Source organism: Vibrio sp. Vb339 (genome assembly GCF_902751245.1).
Lineage (GTDB): Bacteria > Pseudomonadota > Gammaproteobacteria > Enterobacterales > Vibrionaceae > Vibrio > Vibrio coralliirubri.
The window spans coordinates 1,953,109-1,970,468 of sequence record NZ_CADDIS010000001.1; the positions used below are offsets into that span (position 1 = coordinate 1,953,109).

16 protein-coding genes are annotated in these 17,360 nt (G+C 44.9%); 3 read left to right on the plus strand and 13 right to left on the minus strand.

Features of this window, described 5'->3' with window-relative positions:
- Window positions 1-36: 36 nt before the first annotated feature.
- A complete protein-coding gene (gene iolG, locus HRQ85_RS08495) occupies window positions 37-1,023 on the minus strand; it encodes an inositol 2-dehydrogenase (protein WP_048612822.1) in 987 nt (328 codons plus the stop codon).
- A gap of 370 nt (window positions 1,024-1,393) precedes the next feature.
- Here iolG and HRQ85_RS08500 point away from each other — a divergent pair, with 370 nt between their 5' ends.
- Window positions 1,394-2,221 (plus strand): sugar phosphate isomerase/epimerase family protein, encoded by an 828-nt coding sequence (locus HRQ85_RS08500; protein WP_048613000.1) that lies wholly within the window; start codon window positions 1,394-1,396, stop codon window positions 2,219-2,221.
- A gap of 153 nt (window positions 2,222-2,374) precedes the next feature.
- Here HRQ85_RS08500 and HRQ85_RS08505 read toward each other — a convergent pair whose 3' ends face one another.
- The 7 genes from HRQ85_RS08505 to iolE form a co-directional block, all read right to left on the minus strand.
- Complete coding sequence (locus HRQ85_RS08505; protein ID WP_017111576.1) at window positions 2,375-3,220, minus strand: MurR/RpiR family transcriptional regulator; 846 nt, start codon at window positions 3,218-3,220, stop codon at window positions 2,375-2,377.
- Window positions 3,221-3,295: 75 nt separating this feature from the next.
- A complete protein-coding gene (locus tag HRQ85_RS08510) occupies window positions 3,296-4,123 on the minus strand; it encodes a class II fructose-bisphosphate aldolase (RefSeq protein ID WP_048612821.1) in 828 nt (275 codons plus the stop codon).
- Window positions 4,124-4,134: 11 nt separating this feature from the next.
- Window positions 4,135-5,007: a 5-deoxy-glucuronate isomerase gene (locus HRQ85_RS08515; RefSeq protein ID WP_059019119.1), complete on the minus strand. Its 873-nt coding sequence runs from the start codon at window positions 5,005-5,007 to the stop codon at window positions 4,135-4,137.
- Window positions 5,008-5,206: 199 nt separating this feature from the next.
- Window positions 5,207-6,193: a 5-dehydro-2-deoxygluconokinase gene (gene iolC, locus HRQ85_RS08520; protein WP_050633231.1), complete on the minus strand. Its 987-nt coding sequence runs from the start codon at window positions 6,191-6,193 to the stop codon at window positions 5,207-5,209.
- Window positions 6,194-6,202: 9 nt separating this feature from the next.
- Window positions 6,203-7,381 carry a Gfo/Idh/MocA family protein gene (locus HRQ85_RS08525; RefSeq protein ID WP_048612818.1) on the minus strand — a complete coding sequence of 393 codons (1,179 nt, stop codon included), beginning with the start codon at window positions 7,379-7,381 and terminating at the stop codon, window positions 6,203-6,205.
- An 88-nt stretch (window positions 7,382-7,469) separates the two neighbouring features.
- A complete protein-coding gene (iolD, locus tag HRQ85_RS08530; RefSeq protein ID WP_172379295.1) occupies window positions 7,470-9,341 on the minus strand; it encodes a 3D-(3,5/4)-trihydroxycyclohexane-1,2-dione acylhydrolase (decyclizing) in 1,872 nt (623 codons plus the stop codon).
- Between the two features lie 114 nt (window positions 9,342-9,455).
- Window positions 9,456-10,349: a myo-inosose-2 dehydratase gene (gene iolE / locus HRQ85_RS08535; protein WP_048612816.1), complete on the minus strand. Its 894-nt coding sequence runs from the start codon at window positions 10,347-10,349 to the stop codon at window positions 9,456-9,458.
- Between the two features lie 558 nt (window positions 10,350-10,907).
- Here iolE and HRQ85_RS08540 point away from each other — a divergent pair.
- Together HRQ85_RS08540 and HRQ85_RS08545 are read left to right on the plus strand one after the other, a co-directional pair.
- A complete protein-coding gene (locus tag HRQ85_RS08540; RefSeq protein WP_048612815.1) occupies window positions 10,908-12,350 on the plus strand; it encodes a sugar porter family MFS transporter in 1,443 nt (480 codons plus the stop codon).
- 67 nt (window positions 12,351-12,417) lie between these two features.
- Window positions 12,418-13,305: a LysR family transcriptional regulator gene (locus HRQ85_RS08545; RefSeq protein ID WP_048612814.1), complete on the plus strand. Its 888-nt coding sequence runs from the start codon at window positions 12,418-12,420 to the stop codon at window positions 13,303-13,305.
- Between the two features lie 109 nt (window positions 13,306-13,414).
- Here HRQ85_RS08545 and HRQ85_RS08550 read toward each other — a convergent pair whose 3' ends face one another.
- From HRQ85_RS08550 to phnL, 5 genes are read right to left on the minus strand one after another with little or no spacing between them, the layout of a single operon-like run.
- Complete coding sequence (locus HRQ85_RS08550) at window positions 13,415-14,056, minus strand: DapH/DapD/GlmU-related protein (RefSeq protein ID WP_172379296.1); 642 nt, start codon at window positions 14,054-14,056, stop codon at window positions 13,415-13,417.
- Complete coding sequence (gene phnP / locus HRQ85_RS08555; protein ID WP_172379297.1) at window positions 14,053-14,820, minus strand: phosphonate metabolism protein PhnP; 768 nt, start codon at window positions 14,818-14,820, stop codon at window positions 14,053-14,055. Before phnP ends, HRQ85_RS08550 begins: the two co-directional genes overlap by 4 nt.
- Window positions 14,817-15,473, minus strand: a complete 657-nt coding sequence (gene phnN, locus HRQ85_RS08560; RefSeq protein WP_172379298.1) for a ribose 1,5-bisphosphokinase — start codon at window positions 15,471-15,473, stop codon at window positions 14,817-14,819. Before phnN ends, phnP begins: the two co-directional genes overlap by 4 nt.
- Window positions 15,474-15,476: 3 nt before the next feature.
- Window positions 15,477-16,610 (minus strand): alpha-D-ribose 1-methylphosphonate 5-triphosphate diphosphatase, encoded by a 1,134-nt coding sequence (gene phnM / locus HRQ85_RS08565; protein WP_172379299.1) that lies wholly within the window; start codon window positions 16,608-16,610, stop codon window positions 15,477-15,479.
- A gap of 15 nt (window positions 16,611-16,625) precedes the next feature.
- Window positions 16,626-17,351, minus strand: coding sequence for a phosphonate C-P lyase system protein PhnL (gene phnL / locus HRQ85_RS08570; RefSeq protein ID WP_048612810.1), 726 nt, complete (start codon window positions 17,349-17,351; stop codon window positions 16,626-16,628).
- Window positions 17,352-17,360: the final 9 nt, after the last annotated feature.

Here is a 17,360-nt window from a genome sequence, read left to right on the forward strand (position 1 = left end):
ACACCTTGCGAGTGGTTAAAGCTACAAACCTCTTGGTTAGAGTTTGACCGTTACCCCAGTGTTCATGGACTCTAAAGCAGCCTCAGCAAGCACAAGAGCAAACTCTCCATCTTTACCACTGCAAAGCGGCGCTGCTTCACCTGCTAGAATCTCAACGAAGTGATCCCATTCATTGATGTATGCTTGTTCGTAACGCTCTAAGAAAAAATGCTGCGGTTTCGCGCTAACACAACCACTTTCCCCCCAATACTGAACGAGATCCTCTTTCATATTGCCCGCTTGTAGTAAGCCTTTCTCGCCATGCAGTTCAAGGCGCTGATCATACCCATAACCAGAACGACGGCTGTTTGAAATAGTGGCCATCGCGCCCGATGGAAAATTCATAACGATAACAGCAGTATCAATATCTCCAGCTTCACCAATAGCTTTATCAACCATACAACTACCGTGTGCAGTAATTGAGATTGGATCTTCTCCAAGGATAAAGCGTGCCATATCAAGATCATGGATACTCATATCGCGAAACATACCACCAGAAGCTTTAGCGTAATGTGCCGGTGGTGGCGAAGGGTCACGAGACGTGATCAGCAACGATTCTGCCTTACCGATCACACCAGAACCTAACTGAGTTTTTAGCTTACGAAACTGAGGGTCAAAGCGGCGATTAAAACCAACCAACATTGGCACTGGATATTGTTCAATCACGCCCAAGCAATCACGAACACGGCTCAATTCTAAGTCGATAGGTTTTTCACATAAGATCGTCTTGCCATTCTTTGCCGCTAGCTCAATAAAATCAGCGTGTGTGTCGGTTGCAGAACCGATGCACACTCCATGGATATTGGGGTCAGCCATAGCCTCTTCAATTGTTTGGATTTTTGCATTGTATTGGCTTGCTAGTTGGTTAGCGCCCTCCACATATGGATCTACAATAGAATACAAGGTTGTTCTCGGGTGGTTATCAATATTAACCGCGTGAACTTTGCCAATGCGTCCCGCACCAAATAAAGCGATGTTAAACATACTTTCCCTCATGACGTAGAGTGGCTGCTTAAGTGAATAAACAACGATAGCTAAATACGGTCACATCTTAGTGACCCTCTGATTTCCAATTTATATTCCATTTTTCATTAACAGAACCCGTTACTCCGGAACAGAGAATTGACAGAAAAACCAATACAATGAAAAAATATTATCACCCAAACTACATGATAAAATCTCACAAATCCACGCAATACCGACCAGTTAATAGCCATTTTTATTTTTACTTAATTAACATCACAGATAGAAGGGTCGATTATGGAAAAAATTTATCACAAGGAGGATAATGATCTTAACGCGATTAATTACGCCAACAGCACAAGCTTTTTGGCGACTGACAAAGGACTACTTTATGCGCTATGCACTACACGGAATGTGTTCACTACATAATAATATTGTTAGCGATATCCGTTTGGCAAAAGAAACAGGCTATGACGGGTTAGAAATCCATACGGAAAAGTTGTGGCGATATATCAATGCTGGTTTAACAAGCCAAGACCTCAAAACAAGGCTAAACGACGCTAATATTGCGCCTTCTGCGATTGATATTATAGGTAGTGTGGAGAGTACGACCAAAGAAGCACAAAACCAGTTATTTAGAGATACAGAAATTCTGTGTGAATTTGCCAAAGACATTGGTGCGCCAACCATTCAATTAAACGCTTTCGAGGCGCTGACAGGCCTATCGGTTGAAGATAACATTCGTATTACTGCACAAAACATCCGCAATATAACCGATATCGGAAGAGAGCATGGAATCCGCTTCCAATACGAAGGTGCAGCATGGACCCCCATTGCTACGTTAGAGCAATATTATCAATTACATGATGCAGTCAACCGAGATAACTTTGGCTTTGTGCTCGACACTTGGCACTTCTGGGCATGCCGCGGGGCAACACCAGAAGACATGGCAAAGATCGATAAATCGCTCATTTACAATGTTCATCTTTCCGATGGACACCGCCCTGAAGTTGGTGCGCCTTGGGTCGATGAGAAAGAACTTAGAAATTGCTTGCTAGGCCAAGGAGAAATTCCACTACAAGAATGGACGTCAGCCATTCAAAGTACAGGATATGACGGGTTCTATTCTGGTGAGTTTCTCAATGATCAACTTTGGGAAGGCGATCATTACGAGACAGCCACTAGCATGCTTTCAGGCATGAAGCGTTTGTTCTCATAACCAGAACACTCCAACCATCCTGAGCTAAAAAAGCTGCCAATACGGTAGCTTTTTCTATGCTCGGCAGTCACTTTATTTAGGTTTTTCGCAAACATTAAAAAAGCCGATAATTATCGGCTTTTTAGGGTTATCTAGAACATTCTGAGGTAAACGCTATTTAATCTCACGACACATCAAACTAACAGCTAATGTTTGAGCTAGGTACATCGAAGAACTCAGCGATCGAAAGCCCATCACCTCCCCTTCTTCCACTTCAAAACACACGTCCATCTTACTGCCATGCGCCATCATCTGGTTATCTGCGATCGCGATGATAGGGACACCTCGGTCATGAGCACACTCTATGACATTGCTGGTTTCCATTGCATAAGGGGCAAAAGTCACAGTAAGCAATACGTCTTTATCGTTCATATTACGGATCATAGGGGTCAGCATCCCTCCATGGTCATCAAGCAAGACAACATTGTTATCTGATTTCATAAGAGCATACCAAAGGTAAAAAGCAACCGGATAAGCTCGGCGCATCCCTTGTATATATATCGTTTCGGCTTGATCCATCAGGCTCACGGCTCTTTCAAGCTTCTGTGGTGAAACTGATACTTGTAATTTTTCTATCGCTTCAACGTTAGCGACACCGTAATCGTTAAAAATAGCGGTTGGCGATTCTGGTTGATATGTTTCTTGGTCTCTTGCTTTGCGCACTCGGTCTTTATAATCCCGAGGTCTATTTAGATATTGGTCTCTAAACAGAGCCTGCATTTGGCTAAACCCACTAAAGCCCATCGCATTTGAAAATCGACTTAAGGTCGACAATGGGACATTGGCTTGTTCCGCAATGGTCGCCATAGTCTCAACGGCAACTAGCATAGGCTGGGCTAACACATAGTCCGCGACTTGCTGTAAGCGTTGACTCAAATTGTCATAGCGTTTGACGATTAACTCTTTCAGAGAGTCTAAATCACTAGGCACATGTACAATCTCGTTAGTTTCAACTTCCATACCTAACTTCTTTCCCGTTAAATATTGGTTTATAAATCAATAATACCCCAAGCTTTAACACTTGGGGTATTAATTCTAAGATAAAAGTTCGAAGTTTCGAATAGCTTCATCTTTTACGTACGGCATTGCTTTTTGCATAAAGTAAATTCTATCAAACTTCTCTGGTTCATCATTCATATAGCCGCGTAGATTGTTACCTAAGGCTTGACGTAAGCAGGTGCCGATATTGAACTTAGAGACACGACTTTGCTTAAGTCTCGCCATATCTTCGTCTCGAATCCCACTAGCCCCATGTATCACCAATGGTATCGTCACTTCGGCTGAAATACGGTCAAGTAAGCCAAAATCAATAGTGCATGTTGGTTCGGTTAGACGGTGGACATTACCGACAGAAATCGCCACGCAATCAGCACCACTTTCGCGAGCAAACCTAGCTGCATCAGCAGGGCTAGTATCTATTGTTTTGATATGGTCACGACCTTCATCGTATGGAACAGAACCTATTTCACCCTCTACCGAAGCGCCTAATGCATGGGCGACATCCGCGACTTTGCGAGTTCGAGCGATGTTCTCTTCTAGGCTCAACTGTGAGCCATCGAACATCACCGAGCTAAAGCCGGCCTTTAATGCTCGATATACAATGTCTTCTTCATAGGTATGATCGAGGTGCAGACAAACTGGCACTGTACTTTTAGTCGCTAGACCTAAAAACATCGCCGCTGCCGTTTCTACCCCATAAAAATCAACGACATCTTTGTTACACGCTAAGATAACCGGTTTGTTCACTTCTTCCGCAGCCTCTACGACTGCGCGAGCATCTTCAAAGCCAAAGACATTAAAACAGGGAACTGAATAATTTGATGCAGCCGCATCAGGTAATAAATCGTTTAAATTAACCAACATAACGTATCCCTCTACTTAAACTTGGCGATCATATCCTTGATGCCTGGAATGGTTTCAACTTGATATTCATGGTGAGGGTCAAAGTGCTGAATCAAAGACTTAGACGTTTTCCCTACGATGATGGTGAAGTAATACATTTCATAGCCCGGCGCAGCTACACTCGGGTGGTATCCCTTATCAATAGCGATTACTGAACCTGTGCGAACGTGATAAACAGGACCAAAATCGTCTTCATGTTCGTATAAAAACTGTGCGCCGAAACCAAAATCAGGATTGAAACGGAATTGATACACCTCTTCGTATAATGTCTCTTTGCTGCCATCTTCTTTGACGCGGTCTTCATCATGTTTATGCGGAGGAAAACCAGACCAACCACCAGCGCCAACCGTAAATAGCTCACTGACAAGTAAACGGCCACGTTTGTCAGCGTTACTTTGCCCAAGCACATGTTTGATCTTACGGTGTGTTTTTGTATCATCTGAGCCGTATTGAACCATTTCAACTTCATCAGCTCGAACGCAGAACGGTTCTAATGAGGCATCAAATTTACCACCTGCAATCATCACATCTGCGCTTTCACTTACACAATCAATGATTGCTGTATAACCAAGCGGTACATAAACAGATTCAGGCTCACCGTCCCATACCGTGCGACGCTTACCTATATTATCAAAGACTTGAGGCTCATCGACACCGTTACTCACTGTGATACAACACGTACCACCAGCAAGTACAACTACCGACTCATACCCTTCAACAGTGTGAGTGTGTTGCTCACTCTGGCTTAAGTGAACCTGGTTGAAATAACAAAGTGGTGTAACCTCATCGTTAACATCAACGATTGGCTGGTTTTGATTATTAAATGGGGGTATATGCTTACCCATAATCCTTTCTCCTCATTCGTCGAGTCGTCGTTGCAACTCAACATAGTTCTTATTATTTAATTCAAAACGAATAAAAATGTCGGACCGAGATGGTTCGTAATCCAAAGCGTATTAATGACTGAACGTATTAATGGCTGAGAAAATTACCGATCCGACTGACTCATTCCTTGATCTGTAAAGAAGGTTCAAGTCAAAAGCGTTACGCTCGGCTCTCAATAAAATCGAGCAGTTCTTCCTTGGTTGGCATTGCCTCAGTACAGCTTTCGCCACTCACATTAATTGCCGCAGCAGCTGACCCATGACGAACACCATCCTCAAGTTCACCGTCATTGATGAGCGTCCAAATAAGACCACCAGCAAACGAATCCCCAGAACCAAATGGTTTGTTCACCTTGACTCGGAAGATGCCTTGTTCAAACTTATAGCCATCTTTGCAATACACTTTAGAACCAAGCTCTCCAGCCTTAATCACAACCACTTGAGTGTTTTCACGTAAAAATCGTTCTGCCGTTTGGTCATCATCTTGATTGCCAGGTGCTAGGACTGTTTCCATCATGTCGAACTCTTCACGATTGCCGATGACAATGTCAGATAAACCCGCAGCAATACCGTAATAAATGGATGCATCGACATCTGTGCGCCAAGAATATGGACGGTAATCAACATCAAGAATCACCACCGTTCCCGCTCGACGAGCATGCTCCATAGCAATGAGCGTAGCTTCACGGCTTGGGCTCTCTGAAAGTGCGGTACCTGTTACAACCAGAGTTTTAGAACTCGCGATATACTCTGCGCTCACCTGTTCTGGTTTTATGGTTAGGTCTGATGCGTTGTTTCTATAAATCAGCACAGTACAGTCGCTTGGCTTCATCTCAGTAAATGCAACAGAAGTTCGAGAGCCCGTGTCATCAGTCATCATTCCGTCAAGATTGATACCTTGCCCCTGCATATAACCTTTTACGTAGTCACCAAACGCGTCATTTGCCACGCAACCAATAAAGCCGGTTCTACCACCCAAGCGACTAACTGCTACTGCGATGTTTGCTGCAGAGCCACCAACGAATTTGTTAAAGCCAGAGATATCAGCCATGTCGGTATTGAATTCGCGAGCGTAGAGATCAACGCCAGCTCGGCCTAATACGATGGCATCCAGCTTGCGATCTTTTGGAAGTGCAATCTTTGTCATGGTCAGTTCCTATCTGCTGTATTCAACCCAAGCAGCGTTTTGGTCCGCAGACTCAACGCACTTCTCACATAAACGTACACCTTCAATGCCCGCATCAATACCAGGGAACCAAATATCAGACAGCGCTTGCTGGTCGTCACGCTCTGCCGCGTCAAACGCAAGTGCAAAACGGTGGTACAGGTTCGCCCAAGATTCGAAGTAACCTTCAGCATGACCACCGCCCACTCGATTTACAGCGACGCCAGGCGCATCTTGGTGCAAGTAGCCCATACCACGTTCAAGAATACGCGATGGTTCACCTTGCACTTCTAAGCGCAGTTGGTTTGGTTGCTCATCCCACCACTCAATCGATGCTTTAGAGCCCACAATTCTGATTTTTTGTTGGTGCATAGAGCCAGCATTTACCGCAGAAGCCCAAAGTGTGCCTACTGCACCACCTTTGAATTCCATCATTACGTGTGCGTTATCTTCTAACGGTGTACGTGACTTAATAAAGCTTTGACGCATACAAGCTAAGCGGTCTACTTCAAGGCCAGTCATCACTTCGCACAAGTAAAATGCGTGCGTACCGATATCACCCAGCACATACGTTGGACCTGATACTTCTGGGCTTACGCGCCATTTCAAGCCAGGATCGTTAAGTTCGTACTCTTCGTTATGGAAACCATGAGCAAACTGCATATTGATAACGCGGATGTCACCTAAGTCGCCACGCTGTACCATTTCACGAGCTTGCTGCACCATAGGAAAGCCGCTGTAGCCATACATCACTCCAATCACTCGATTGTTTTGCTCGGCGATAACTTTTAGTTCTTCCGCCTCTTCAGATGTAAACGTGATAGGTTTTTCACAAACAACATGTAGGTTTGCTTCGAGTGCTGCCTTACAAATCTCGTAGTGCGTAGAGTTTGGCGTGGCAATAGATACAGCCTGAATCCCGTCTTCACGTTGTGCTTCTGCTGCGAACATCTCTTTGTAATTCGCATAACAACGCTCAGGGTCTAATCCTAAGTTGGTTCCAAAATCTCTGCAGCGCCCAGCATCTAAATCAAAAGCGCCAGCAACAAGCTTAAACAGTCCATCTCGTTGTGCAGCATTTCGGTGTGAATAACCAATCTGACTGCCACGTCCACCACCGATCATTGCCCAGCGTAGAGGTTGTTCAAAACGACGTTCTTCATTAAACATAATCTTGCTCCGTTATCTGATACATCGACTGATTGAGTGATGTATCAGTGGTTAAAGTTATTGTGATTTTAATTTTGGATATTCTTGATTAAACACCGCGACGCTGAGCCGCACGGCCCTCTTCCCAATCAGCGACTTTCTTTGCGGTCTCTTCGTTACGCGTAACCTCAGGAAGCCCCACTTCCCACCAGCAATCACATTTCGACCATGCAACTGGAGATACTGGGTCAATGTCCACAACGATAACGTAGGTACGGTCAGCTTCTTTCGCTCTTGCAAATGCTGCATCAAAGTCGGTAATAGAGGTCAATTTTTCGCTGATGGCACCTTGTGCTTCTGCATGCTTAGCAAAGTCAACACGAGCTAACTCTCCGTCTGGGCGGCGACAATCTTCCAGCAGGTTATTGAATGATTCATTACCCGTATTATTTTGAAGCTTGTTGATAACAGCGAAGCCGCCATTGTCACAAACGACGACGATCATCTTGTGGCCAGTAAGAACCGACGAGTAAATATCTGAATTTTGAATAAGGTACGAACCATCACCGACAAGAACCACAACATCATTATCTGGGTTGGCGATTTTCGCCCCCCAACCACCCGCGATCTCATACCCCATACACGAGTACCCAAAGTCGATATCAAATTTACCGATTTGGTAATTCTGCCAGTTCATGGACAGTTCAGCAGGCAATCCGCCAGCGGCAGTTAATACTGTATCGCCCTCTTCCATACTGCGGTTTAGCTTGCCAATCACTTCAGCATAAGAAGAGGTGCCTTCAAGCAATTCACCGGCTTGTGGGTGAGTACGACGTTGAACTAACGCTTTCCACTCATCGGCTTCTACTTTCGCTTTTGAAGACCACTCATCACCTGATCGCCAGTCAGCCAAAAGACCAGTCAATTTCGTCATACTGGTTTTCGCATCACCAATAACGGGATGAGAGCGATGCTTAATCGCATCAAATTTGGCTACGTTAATACTAACTAGCTGCATTTCTGGATTTTTAAATACGCTCCAAGATCCCGTAGTGAAATCTTGTAAACGTGTACCAATCGCAAGTACGACATCAGCTTCGTTAGCCATATGGTTAGCAGAGTTAGAGCCAGTAACGCCGATAGGCCCAGCATTAAGTGGATTGTCTTGCAGCATGGTGGCACGGCCTGCAATAGTTTCGACAACAGGGATGTTATGCTTAGCTGCGAACGCGGCTAGTTCATCGGTTGCAAGTGAGTAGTGCACGCCGCCACCTGAAATAATCAAAGGCTTCTTCGCTTTAATTAAGATCTCTTTCGCTTCTTCTAGTACGACCATTTCCGGCTCAGGGCGACGGATACGATGACATTTCTCTTCGAAAAATATCTCTGGGAAATCGTAAGCAATACCTTGAACATCTTGTGGCAATCCAAGAAAAACAGGTCCACAAGTCGCAGGGTCAAGCATAGTATCTAGTGCTTGTGGAAGCGTATGCATCAATTGGGCAGGCGACAACACGCGATCCCAGTAACGAGTCAATGGTTTGAATGCGTCGTTAGAGGTCACCGATGGATCTTCAAAGTTTTCCGGCTGTTGCAAGACAGGATCTGGAAGACGGCTTACATAAGCATCACCAGAGATAAGTAATAATGGCAGGCGGTTTGTATGGGCAATACCCGCTGCAGTAACCATATTAGTGGCACCAGGGCCAATTGAGCTGGTCGCAATACCTATACGTTGACGCTTATTCGCTTTTGCATAAGCGATGGCAGCCGTAGCCATTGATTGCTCATTTTGACCACGCCACGTCGGGATTTTTTCTTCGATGTTTTTTAGCTGTTGACCAAAACATGTCACATTACCGTGACCAAAAATGGCGAAAGCAGCACCAAATAATTGCTCTTCTTTTCCATCGACTACAATTTTCTGCGCTGCAAGATATTTAGCTAAGGCTTCAGCAACGGTTAGGCGTACAGTTTTCATCTTCTTCCTCGATCTTTCTGATACGTAATTGCCGCATTACCTTGCCAATTACGTATTGTCCATGTGTCGACTCTGGCTTATTGGGGAGATAGCCCCTCAATAAGCCATTTGTTATTACAAGCCGTATTTATTTGCGTAACCCGTGATGTTCTCGTAAGCCGTTTTAGCAAACGTAAGCGGGTGTGCTTTAGCAGGATCTTGCTCCGCCTCTACCAGTAGCCAGCCTTCATAATTACGCGCTTTTAGTGCAGCAAACACGTCGTCGTAATTCACATCACCAGTACCAGGAACAGTGAATACCCCATCAAGCACTGCGTTTAAAAATGATTTATCAGCATCACGAGCTGCGTTCATAACTTCAATACGAAGGTCTTTAAAATGCATATGACCGATACGATGACCCCAACGCTCAATAACATTGACAGGGTTGCCACCACCATAAGTAATGTGGCCTGTATCAAGTGTCAGATAAACAGAATCACCTGTAGCTTCCATCAAACGATTGATATCTTCTTCTGTCTCAACAATCGTTCCTACGTGATGGTGGAAAGAAAGCTTGATGTCATGTTTATTCAACAGATAATCAGCAACAGTAGTTAATTTTTCAGCGTAAGTTTTCCACTCTTCCTCAGTCAAAATCACGCGAGATGATAACGGCTTGCTGATGTCACCATGCACTGTATTACTCACTTCGCCGTAAACCATCGCTTTGCAACCAGCAGCTTTAAGCAGCAAGATATGACCTTGCATTTCTGCAATTTCTTCTTCTGCAGTTGATGTCATCAAATTTCCGCTGAACCAACCAGATGCCAATACTAGGTTGTGATTTTTCAACAAAGGAATAAGAGTTTCCGGATCTCTCGGGTATTTAGTGCCTAGCTCGGTACCAGTAAAGCCAGACTCAGACATTTCACTCAAACATGTCTCCAACGGGATCTCACCACCCAGTTCTGGCATGTCATCGTTTGTCCAAGTTAAAGGGCTAATTCCGTATTGAACTTTGCTCATGGTCGTACTCCAAAATTTTTATATTTAATGTACTTAGGCCAATGAAATTTCAATTAGATCGTATCACTGCATCTGTTTGAAAATTTGACCATACAGGTTTGCTTCACTGAGATTCAATATAATCCAAACCAAACCAAATGAAAAATATTTTTCATTTTGAAAAATTGGCTTTCCATTTTTCAAAATATATTGAAAAAGCTAGCGCTGACGGGGGATTAAGGAAAAGAATGGCACAGATCACACTTAAATAATATCAATAAAAAACAACAGGTTATACGAGCACAATCATTTGGAAAATATTTTCCACACCTTGATCAGGTTAACATTATTGACCGAAGAGACATTAATTTAATAGCCGTAGTCATTCTGAGCTATTATGATTCTCAATATCGCTAGAATGAAAAATATTTATCAAATCTATTTATTATTATTACTAAATTCATTGGCGAGTTATTAATTCGATACTCTAACCCTACATTCACCGAGTATCGAATAATCGCCCAGCACTATCTTATTTGATGGTTAAGAGAGTGTATGGACAATACAAAGGAGTATGTAATGTCACCTAATAATGGGACACAGTCTCACAAACATAATATCGCTTACATAGTTAGAATTTGTTGTATCGCCGCACTAGGGGGGATCCTACTCGGCTACGATACTGCAGTAATATCCGGAGCAATTGGGCCAATCAGAGATCACTTTGGTTTAACACCCGCTCAAACGGGTTGGGCAGTATCTAGCGTAGTTTTAGGAAGTATTATCGGAGCTGTATCCGCAGGAACCGTTGCCCTCAAATACGGTCGTCGAAGTGCACTCTTTTTGTCTGCTGTATTGTTTATCATCTCCGCCATCGGTTCCGCTATCGCGCCTACATTTACCATCTATGTGTTACTCAGAATCATCGGCGGTGTGGCAGTTGGTATCGCTTGTGTGGTGTCCCCAATGTACATGTCTGAGGTTGCACCGAAAGATTTTCGCGGTCGAGCAGTCAGTATGTTTCAACAATCAGCGGTTATAGGCCAAACTGGTGTGTTCTACGTTAACTACCTAATTGCGAAAGGGATGTCTGAAGCCTGGTTGGTTGATGTGGGATGGCGTTGGATGCTCGCTTCTGAAGTATTGCCAGCGACACTGTTCGGCTGTCTATTAATCATGATTCCAGAATCCCCGCGCTGGCTAGTACTCAAGGGACAAATTGGTAAGGCAAAAGAAACACTCTCTCGAATTTCCAACCCAGAACATGCAGACAGAGTTATCCTCGAGATCCAAAAATCTTTAGTCCCTGCAAATGCATCAAAAAACAGTAAAATAAGCTTACGCTCTCCCCTTCTTTTTTCCATTCTTGTCATCGGTACATTTGTTGCGGCAGCTCAGCAACTTACTGGTATCAACGTCATTATGTATTACACACCAGAAATTCTAAAACCTATTGCGGGTGGCACCGAGAACGCGTTGTTCCAAACAACATTTGTAGGTGTGGTGTTCATTCTTGGTAACGGATTAGGTATGTACTTAATCGACAAAGTTGGTCGCCTACCGCTCATGAAATACGGAACTTTGGGCTGTGCACTCGGCATGACAATCGTCGGATATGTGCTCTATACCGGAACGGAAGGTTATGCAGCACTCTTTGCACTGTGTTTGTATGTAGTCGCTTATGCCACGTCCTGGGGCTGTGCATGTTGGACGATGATCTCAGAAATCTTCCCAAACAGTATTCGTTCAAGAGCAATGGCTATCGCCGTGGGTGCACAATGGTTTACAGGATTTATTGTGACTCAAAGCTTCCCAATGCTTAACGAAAACCCATATCTGAAAGAAAACTTTAACGGCGCTTTCGCCTTTTGGGTATTCGCAGCGTTGTCCCTGATTTGTATGGTAGTCGTTGTTAAGTACGTTCCAGAGACGAAAGGAGTTGCCCTTGAAGACATGGAAAAAGTAATGGCTAAAAAATTAGGTAAAAAAGTTCCAAGCAAAACAGCAGAAGCAACGGTGTAAATAGTATTAAAGGCAGGCATTTTTAAACATTGCCTGCCTTTTCGTTTACTCGATCTAGGAGATTTTGATGTTAGATAAAATGGCATTTTTTATTTACGTTGTACGCACAGGGTCAATTTCAGCCGCAGCTCGCAAGCTCAACATATCAGTATCAGCAGGTAGCCGCTGGCTTCAGGAACTTGAGCAAAAATTTGGAATGCCACTGTATCGACGTAACAACCGCTTGTTAAAACCCACCCCAGCGGGTCAAACTTTATTTGATGAGTTTTCAGTGCTCGTTGACCAATCTGAAACCATCATGCGTACCATGCAAGACTATCAAAAACACGATAAAGGTCATATTGATGTAATTTGCACCCCAGTTTACGCCAATCATTTTTTAATGAATCACATCAGCGAATATCTCAGCACTAACCCCGAGGTCACTTTTAATCTCAACATTTCACCATGGGCACTTGATCATGCCGCCGACAGTGATATTACGATCAGTGCGAACGCATCCTATCAAGGCTATCGAGAAAAAGACTTACACCTAGTTCGTCGTGAAATAATGCAGAGCCCCTTTGTCGTCGTCGCTTCTCCAGAATATCTTGCTAGAAACAATATCCCACAAAGCCCTTCTGAATTAAAAACTCATTTATGCCTCTTTGCAACGACGCTCACCGGAAGTAATGACTGGGTATTCACTAAGGACAATGAGTGCCAGATAATTAAAATCCCTAAGTCGTTGGAAGTTAATGATAGTGACCTACTGCTTCAAGCTGCGCTGAACGGAACTGGTATCGCTTATCTGCCGCAATTTTTGGTAGAAAATCACATCAATGACAAAACACTAGTGCCTATTTTTGAATGCTATGACACCAGTATTTGGAGCCTAAATATGTACTACCAACCAGCCACAACCGCATCCGCCGTTGCTATTCATTTTAAAGATTTCTTATTGGCGAAACATTGAGCATCAAAGAACTGATTACTTGAATCAATCAAAATTTTTACTTTCCATCGTAAACAAAAAGCAGCCACTTAGGCTGCTTTTTCGTTTTAAGATTTAAAGGATATCGAGTTTAAACTTGCTCAAAGTGACTCAAAAACTCACCGCAGTCTTTTTGGAAAAGTGGCAAAGCCTCAGCGAGTTTTTCATCATCCCAATGCCACCATTCAAGGCTTTCTAGCCGCTCGACATAGCTAGGGTCGTCAAATCGAGGACGCAGCACTTTGGCTGGGTTACCAACCACAATTGAGTATGGCGGTACGTCTTTGGTCACCACGCTGCCAGCTCCGACAATCGAGCCATTGCCAATCGTAATACCCGGCAGCACAATCACTCCGTGACCAATCCACACATCATGTCCAACCTGTACTTTGTCTTCCTCACGCCACGAGAACACCTCATCGTCCAAGGAAGTAGGATCTTCACCTAGCTGATACTTGCCAGGGCGATAAGTGAAATGATGCAACGTTGGACGCCACCACGGATGGTTGCTCGGGTTCAGGCGAACGGCCGCCGCAATTGATGTGAATTTACCAACCTCGGTAAACATCAGGTTACAGTCGTTTTGGATGTAGCTGTAGTCTCCGACTTGCACGTTATTTAGCACGCAACGGTCAGCGATTTCTGTCCAACGCCCAAGTTCAACGTTGTGTAACTTACTACTTTCAGCAACGCTAGGTTCGCTGTTTAAGGTAGGGGAAAGAGGTTGGCTCATAGGGTTATCTCCTCGCCATCGTTGAGAATGCGCAATCGCTGTGAAAAGGCTTGTGGATGTTGCTCAGCCCAGCCAAGCATGTGGTGGCTCACATGAATCAAGCCCAGATTTTTGGGGCGACAGGTTTCATCGATGTCTAAAATATGGTGGAAGTCGTTGTGGTTTAGGCTGGCTCGAGCTTGCGGGTCTTCAATTGGCGAGTAATTACAATCGGTAATTAACCAGTCAACGGGAAACTCTTTCAACCAACGCTCAGTTTGTTTTGGCAGCCCTACCGTGTCGGTTAAATAAGCCAAGCGCTTGCCATCGAATTCGAAGCAATAACCAAGACAAAGTTTAGAGTGATTGAGGGGTAATGGCGTGATGGTGATTCCCTGCCAAACAAACGATTTGAATGCTTGTGCTCGCAAGGAAAAGTCCAAGATACCTGGGTGTTTATATAGATCGTCGCAGCCAAGCGGGTCATCCGGTGAAATCACCGAGATCTTATCGCCAGCGCCCCAGCGAAGATCAAACAAACTGTGGACATGATCCATGTGGTAATGAGTCAATAAGATCTTGTCTATCGAGCCCGCTGGAAAACGGCGCATGAGATCAGGAGCATTGGCATCCAACAGCAGATACTTGCCATTATGTTCAAGGAACGCTGATGACTTTTCTCGTCTTAAACTTGGTTCTTCAATAGCAGCACCACACACCGAACAATCACACCCATAAACCGGTACCATCGCACTGTTGGCTGTGCCTAACATGGTTAACTTCATGCGACACCACCTATAGGTTCTGCGAGCCTTTCAGCTTGTTCTTTTAAACGGGAAAACTGCGCAATGCTCTGCTCAAGCGTACCGCTATTATCAATACACAGCGTATTATTTAGAGCCGATGAGCCTGATGCTGAATCGATACAATAGTCTGCCGCACGTTTTAAGCGAAGGGCTATCTGCGCTTCACTCTCTCGTCCGCGAGCTCGCAAGCGTGCTTCTAGCACCTCAGGGTTAACGCTCACCACAACAGGGACTAATCGTTCGCCAAACAGCTCTCTTGCCGCATCCAAATACGCTCGTGAGCCATTAACCACAACACTTAAACCGGCATCCATCCACTGATACACTTCTTGGCCAATGCCGTAGCTCATGCCGTGCGCTTGCCAACTCATTGCGAACATATTGCGTGAGTAGCGAATAAAGAATTCATCATCACTGAGCTCTACGTGGTTTTCGCCACCAGCATCGGCCGCACGTGTGATGTAGCGATGAGCGACCACCAAGTCTTCAACAAACTGCTCTCGTAGCGCTGAGATAATTGAATCTTTCCCTGCTCCAGAAGGACCAATTACGTAATAAAGCTGACCCGGTTTGTCAGCTTTAGGGGCAGCGTTCACCACCCCATTCACATCAAATGAGTAACCTTTAGACATGGATTAGAATACCTTCTTGCCTTCACGCCACACACGAGATACCAGTTGGTGATCATCCAAACGATGCGCTAGCACCAAGTCAGCACGCTTACCTTCCGCGATGACACCACGGTCAGTTAAGCCAAGAGCTTGTGCAGGATTCAATGTCGCCAATTGCACCGCTTGTGCTACACCGAGGTTGTTGCGCTCATCATTCACTAGCGTAAATACCGCGTCTAACAAGCTCACTGGGTAATAATCGGAAGACAAAATATCCAACACTCCCAAAGATGCCAGTTCATGCGCTGCGACGTTGCCCGAGTGCGAACCGCCACGAATCACGTTTGGCGCACCCATCATTACCTTCAATCCTAATTCATGAGAACGTTTCGCCGCTTCAACTGTGGTTGGAAACTCTGCGATGACCATGCCCAACTCTTTAGATTCCGTGACATGCGCGCTGGTTGCATCGTCATGGCTTGCGGTTGGAATATTCAAATCACGGCACTGACGGGTGATCTCATCACGGTTCTGTTTCGACCAGCGCTGTGACTGAGCAACCTGGTCTTTTTCGTAGAGCGCCATTTCAGCATCCGTCATGTTGTACTTGCCCTGATAGTAAGTACGGTACTTATCAATGTTCACAAATTGACGCTGACCCGGCGCGTGATCCATCAAAGAAACCAACTGGACTTCTGGCATATTTACGTAACGCTCAAACAAGCCAACGGTGGTCGAGTGCGGCACTTCACAACGCAAGTGAATACGGTGCTCGGCACGGGTTAAACTACGTTTCTGGCTCTCGGCTACGGTATTAATAAACTGGTCGAGATTCTCTTGGCGATTGCCATCTCGATAGTCACCTAAAGCAACCGCATCAAGCACCGTGGTGATGCCCGATCCAATCAGCTGAGTATCATGCGCGCTCATTGCCGAAAGCGGCGGCCAGTTTACCTTTGGTCTTGGCGTGAAGTACTTCTCTAGATTGTCTGTATGCAGCTCAATCAAGCCCGGCATCAAGAAGCCATTCTCACCATCAAAGGCACCCGGAAGCTGGCTAGTAGAGTCAGACATGTTAGCAATCACGCCGTCTCGCAACTCAAGCGAGCCACGCACAACTTCATTTTCAAGCACCAGATTTACGTTGGTAATAATCATTTGCGTCAGCTCCCTTTACGCACACGCTGTGGTGAGTTGTTTTGGTGAAATGTCTTTTTGTAGCTTCACGTCATACAGTCGGTCAGCGACCAAATCTCGTGTTGCTTCGTCATGGAAAATACCGATGATTGCAGCACCACCTGCTTTGGCTTCTTCAATCAAACTCACAACCACCGCACTGTTAGTCGCATCAAGCGAAGCCGTTGGCTCATCAAGCAGTAGGATTGGATAATCAACAATAAAACCACGTGCGATGTTCACACGCTGCTGTTCACCACCAGAAAAGGTTGCAGGCGCTAAGTGCCACAAATGCTCAGGTACGTTTAAGCGAGTCAGCAGTAACTTAGCTCTCTCTTGTGCTTCTTGCGCGCAGCCACCCATTTCCAACATAGGTTGCATCACAACTTCCAGTGCACTGATACGTGGAATGACACGTAAGAACTGGCTCACCCAACCTATGGTGTGTTTACGTACGTTGATGATTTCTCTTGGTGTCGCTTTCGCAAGGTCGAGCATGCTGCCTTGGTGTACAACGTTAATTGAGCCAGAGTCCACTAGGTAGTTGGCATAAAGCGCACGTAACAGCGTTGATTTACCAGAACCTGAGTGACCGTGTAAAACCACACATTCACCACTGTCTACTGAGAAGTTAGCGCCTGTTAATACTGGCAGTTCAACGCCGTTTTGATTGTGCAGCACAAAGGTTTTGCTGACGTTGTTTACAGTTAATTTGGTATTCATGTCATCGTC

What these genes read in the sequence shown, in the direction of transcription:
- iolG (WP_048612822.1), bottom strand. Translation starts at nt 1,023, where the DNA reads ATGTTTAACATCGCTTTATTTGGTGCGGGACGCATTGGCAAAGTTCAC.
- HRQ85_RS08500 (WP_048613000.1), top strand. Translation starts at nt 1,394, where the DNA reads ATGCGCTATGCACTACACGGAATGTGTTCACTACATAATAATATTGTT.
- HRQ85_RS08505 (WP_017111576.1), bottom strand. Translation starts at nt 3,220, where the DNA reads ATGGAAGTTGAAACTAACGAGATTGTACATGTGCCTAGTGATTTAGAC.
- HRQ85_RS08510 (WP_048612821.1), bottom strand. Translation starts at nt 4,123, where the DNA reads ATGTTGGTTAATTTAAACGATTTATTACCTGATGCGGCTGCATCAAAT.
- HRQ85_RS08515 (WP_059019119.1), bottom strand. Translation starts at nt 5,007, where the DNA reads ATGGGTAAGCATATACCCCCATTTAATAATCAAAACCAGCCAATCGTT.
- iolC (WP_050633231.1), bottom strand. Translation starts at nt 6,193, where the DNA reads ATGACAAAGATTGCACTTCCAAAAGATCGCAAGCTGGATGCCATCGTA.
- HRQ85_RS08525 (WP_048612818.1), bottom strand. Translation starts at nt 7,381, where the DNA reads ATGTTTAATGAAGAACGTCGTTTTGAACAACCTCTACGCTGGGCAATG.
- iolD (WP_172379295.1), bottom strand. Translation starts at nt 9,341, where the DNA reads ATGAAAACTGTACGCCTAACCGTTGCTGAAGCCTTAGCTAAATATCTT.
- iolE (WP_048612816.1), bottom strand. Translation starts at nt 10,349, where the DNA reads ATGAGCAAAGTTCAATACGGAATTAGCCCTTTAACTTGGACAAACGAT.
- HRQ85_RS08540 (WP_048612815.1), top strand. Translation starts at nt 10,908, where the DNA reads ATGTCACCTAATAATGGGACACAGTCTCACAAACATAATATCGCTTAC.
- HRQ85_RS08545 (WP_048612814.1), top strand. Translation starts at nt 12,418, where the DNA reads ATGTTAGATAAAATGGCATTTTTTATTTACGTTGTACGCACAGGGTCA.
- HRQ85_RS08550 (WP_172379296.1), bottom strand. Translation starts at nt 14,056, where the DNA reads ATGAGCCAACCTCTTTCCCCTACCTTAAACAGCGAACCTAGCGTTGCT.
- phnP (WP_172379297.1), bottom strand. Translation starts at nt 14,820, where the DNA reads ATGAAGTTAACCATGTTAGGCACAGCCAACAGTGCGATGGTACCGGTT.
- phnN (WP_172379298.1), bottom strand. Translation starts at nt 15,473, where the DNA reads ATGTCTAAAGGTTACTCATTTGATGTGAATGGGGTGGTGAACGCTGCC.
- phnM (WP_172379299.1), bottom strand. Translation starts at nt 16,610, where the DNA reads ATGATTATTACCAACGTAAATCTGGTGCTTGAAAATGAAGTTGTGCGT.
- phnL (WP_048612810.1), bottom strand. Translation starts at nt 17,351, where the DNA reads ATGAATACCAAATTAACTGTAAACAACGTCAGCAAAACCTTTGTGCTG.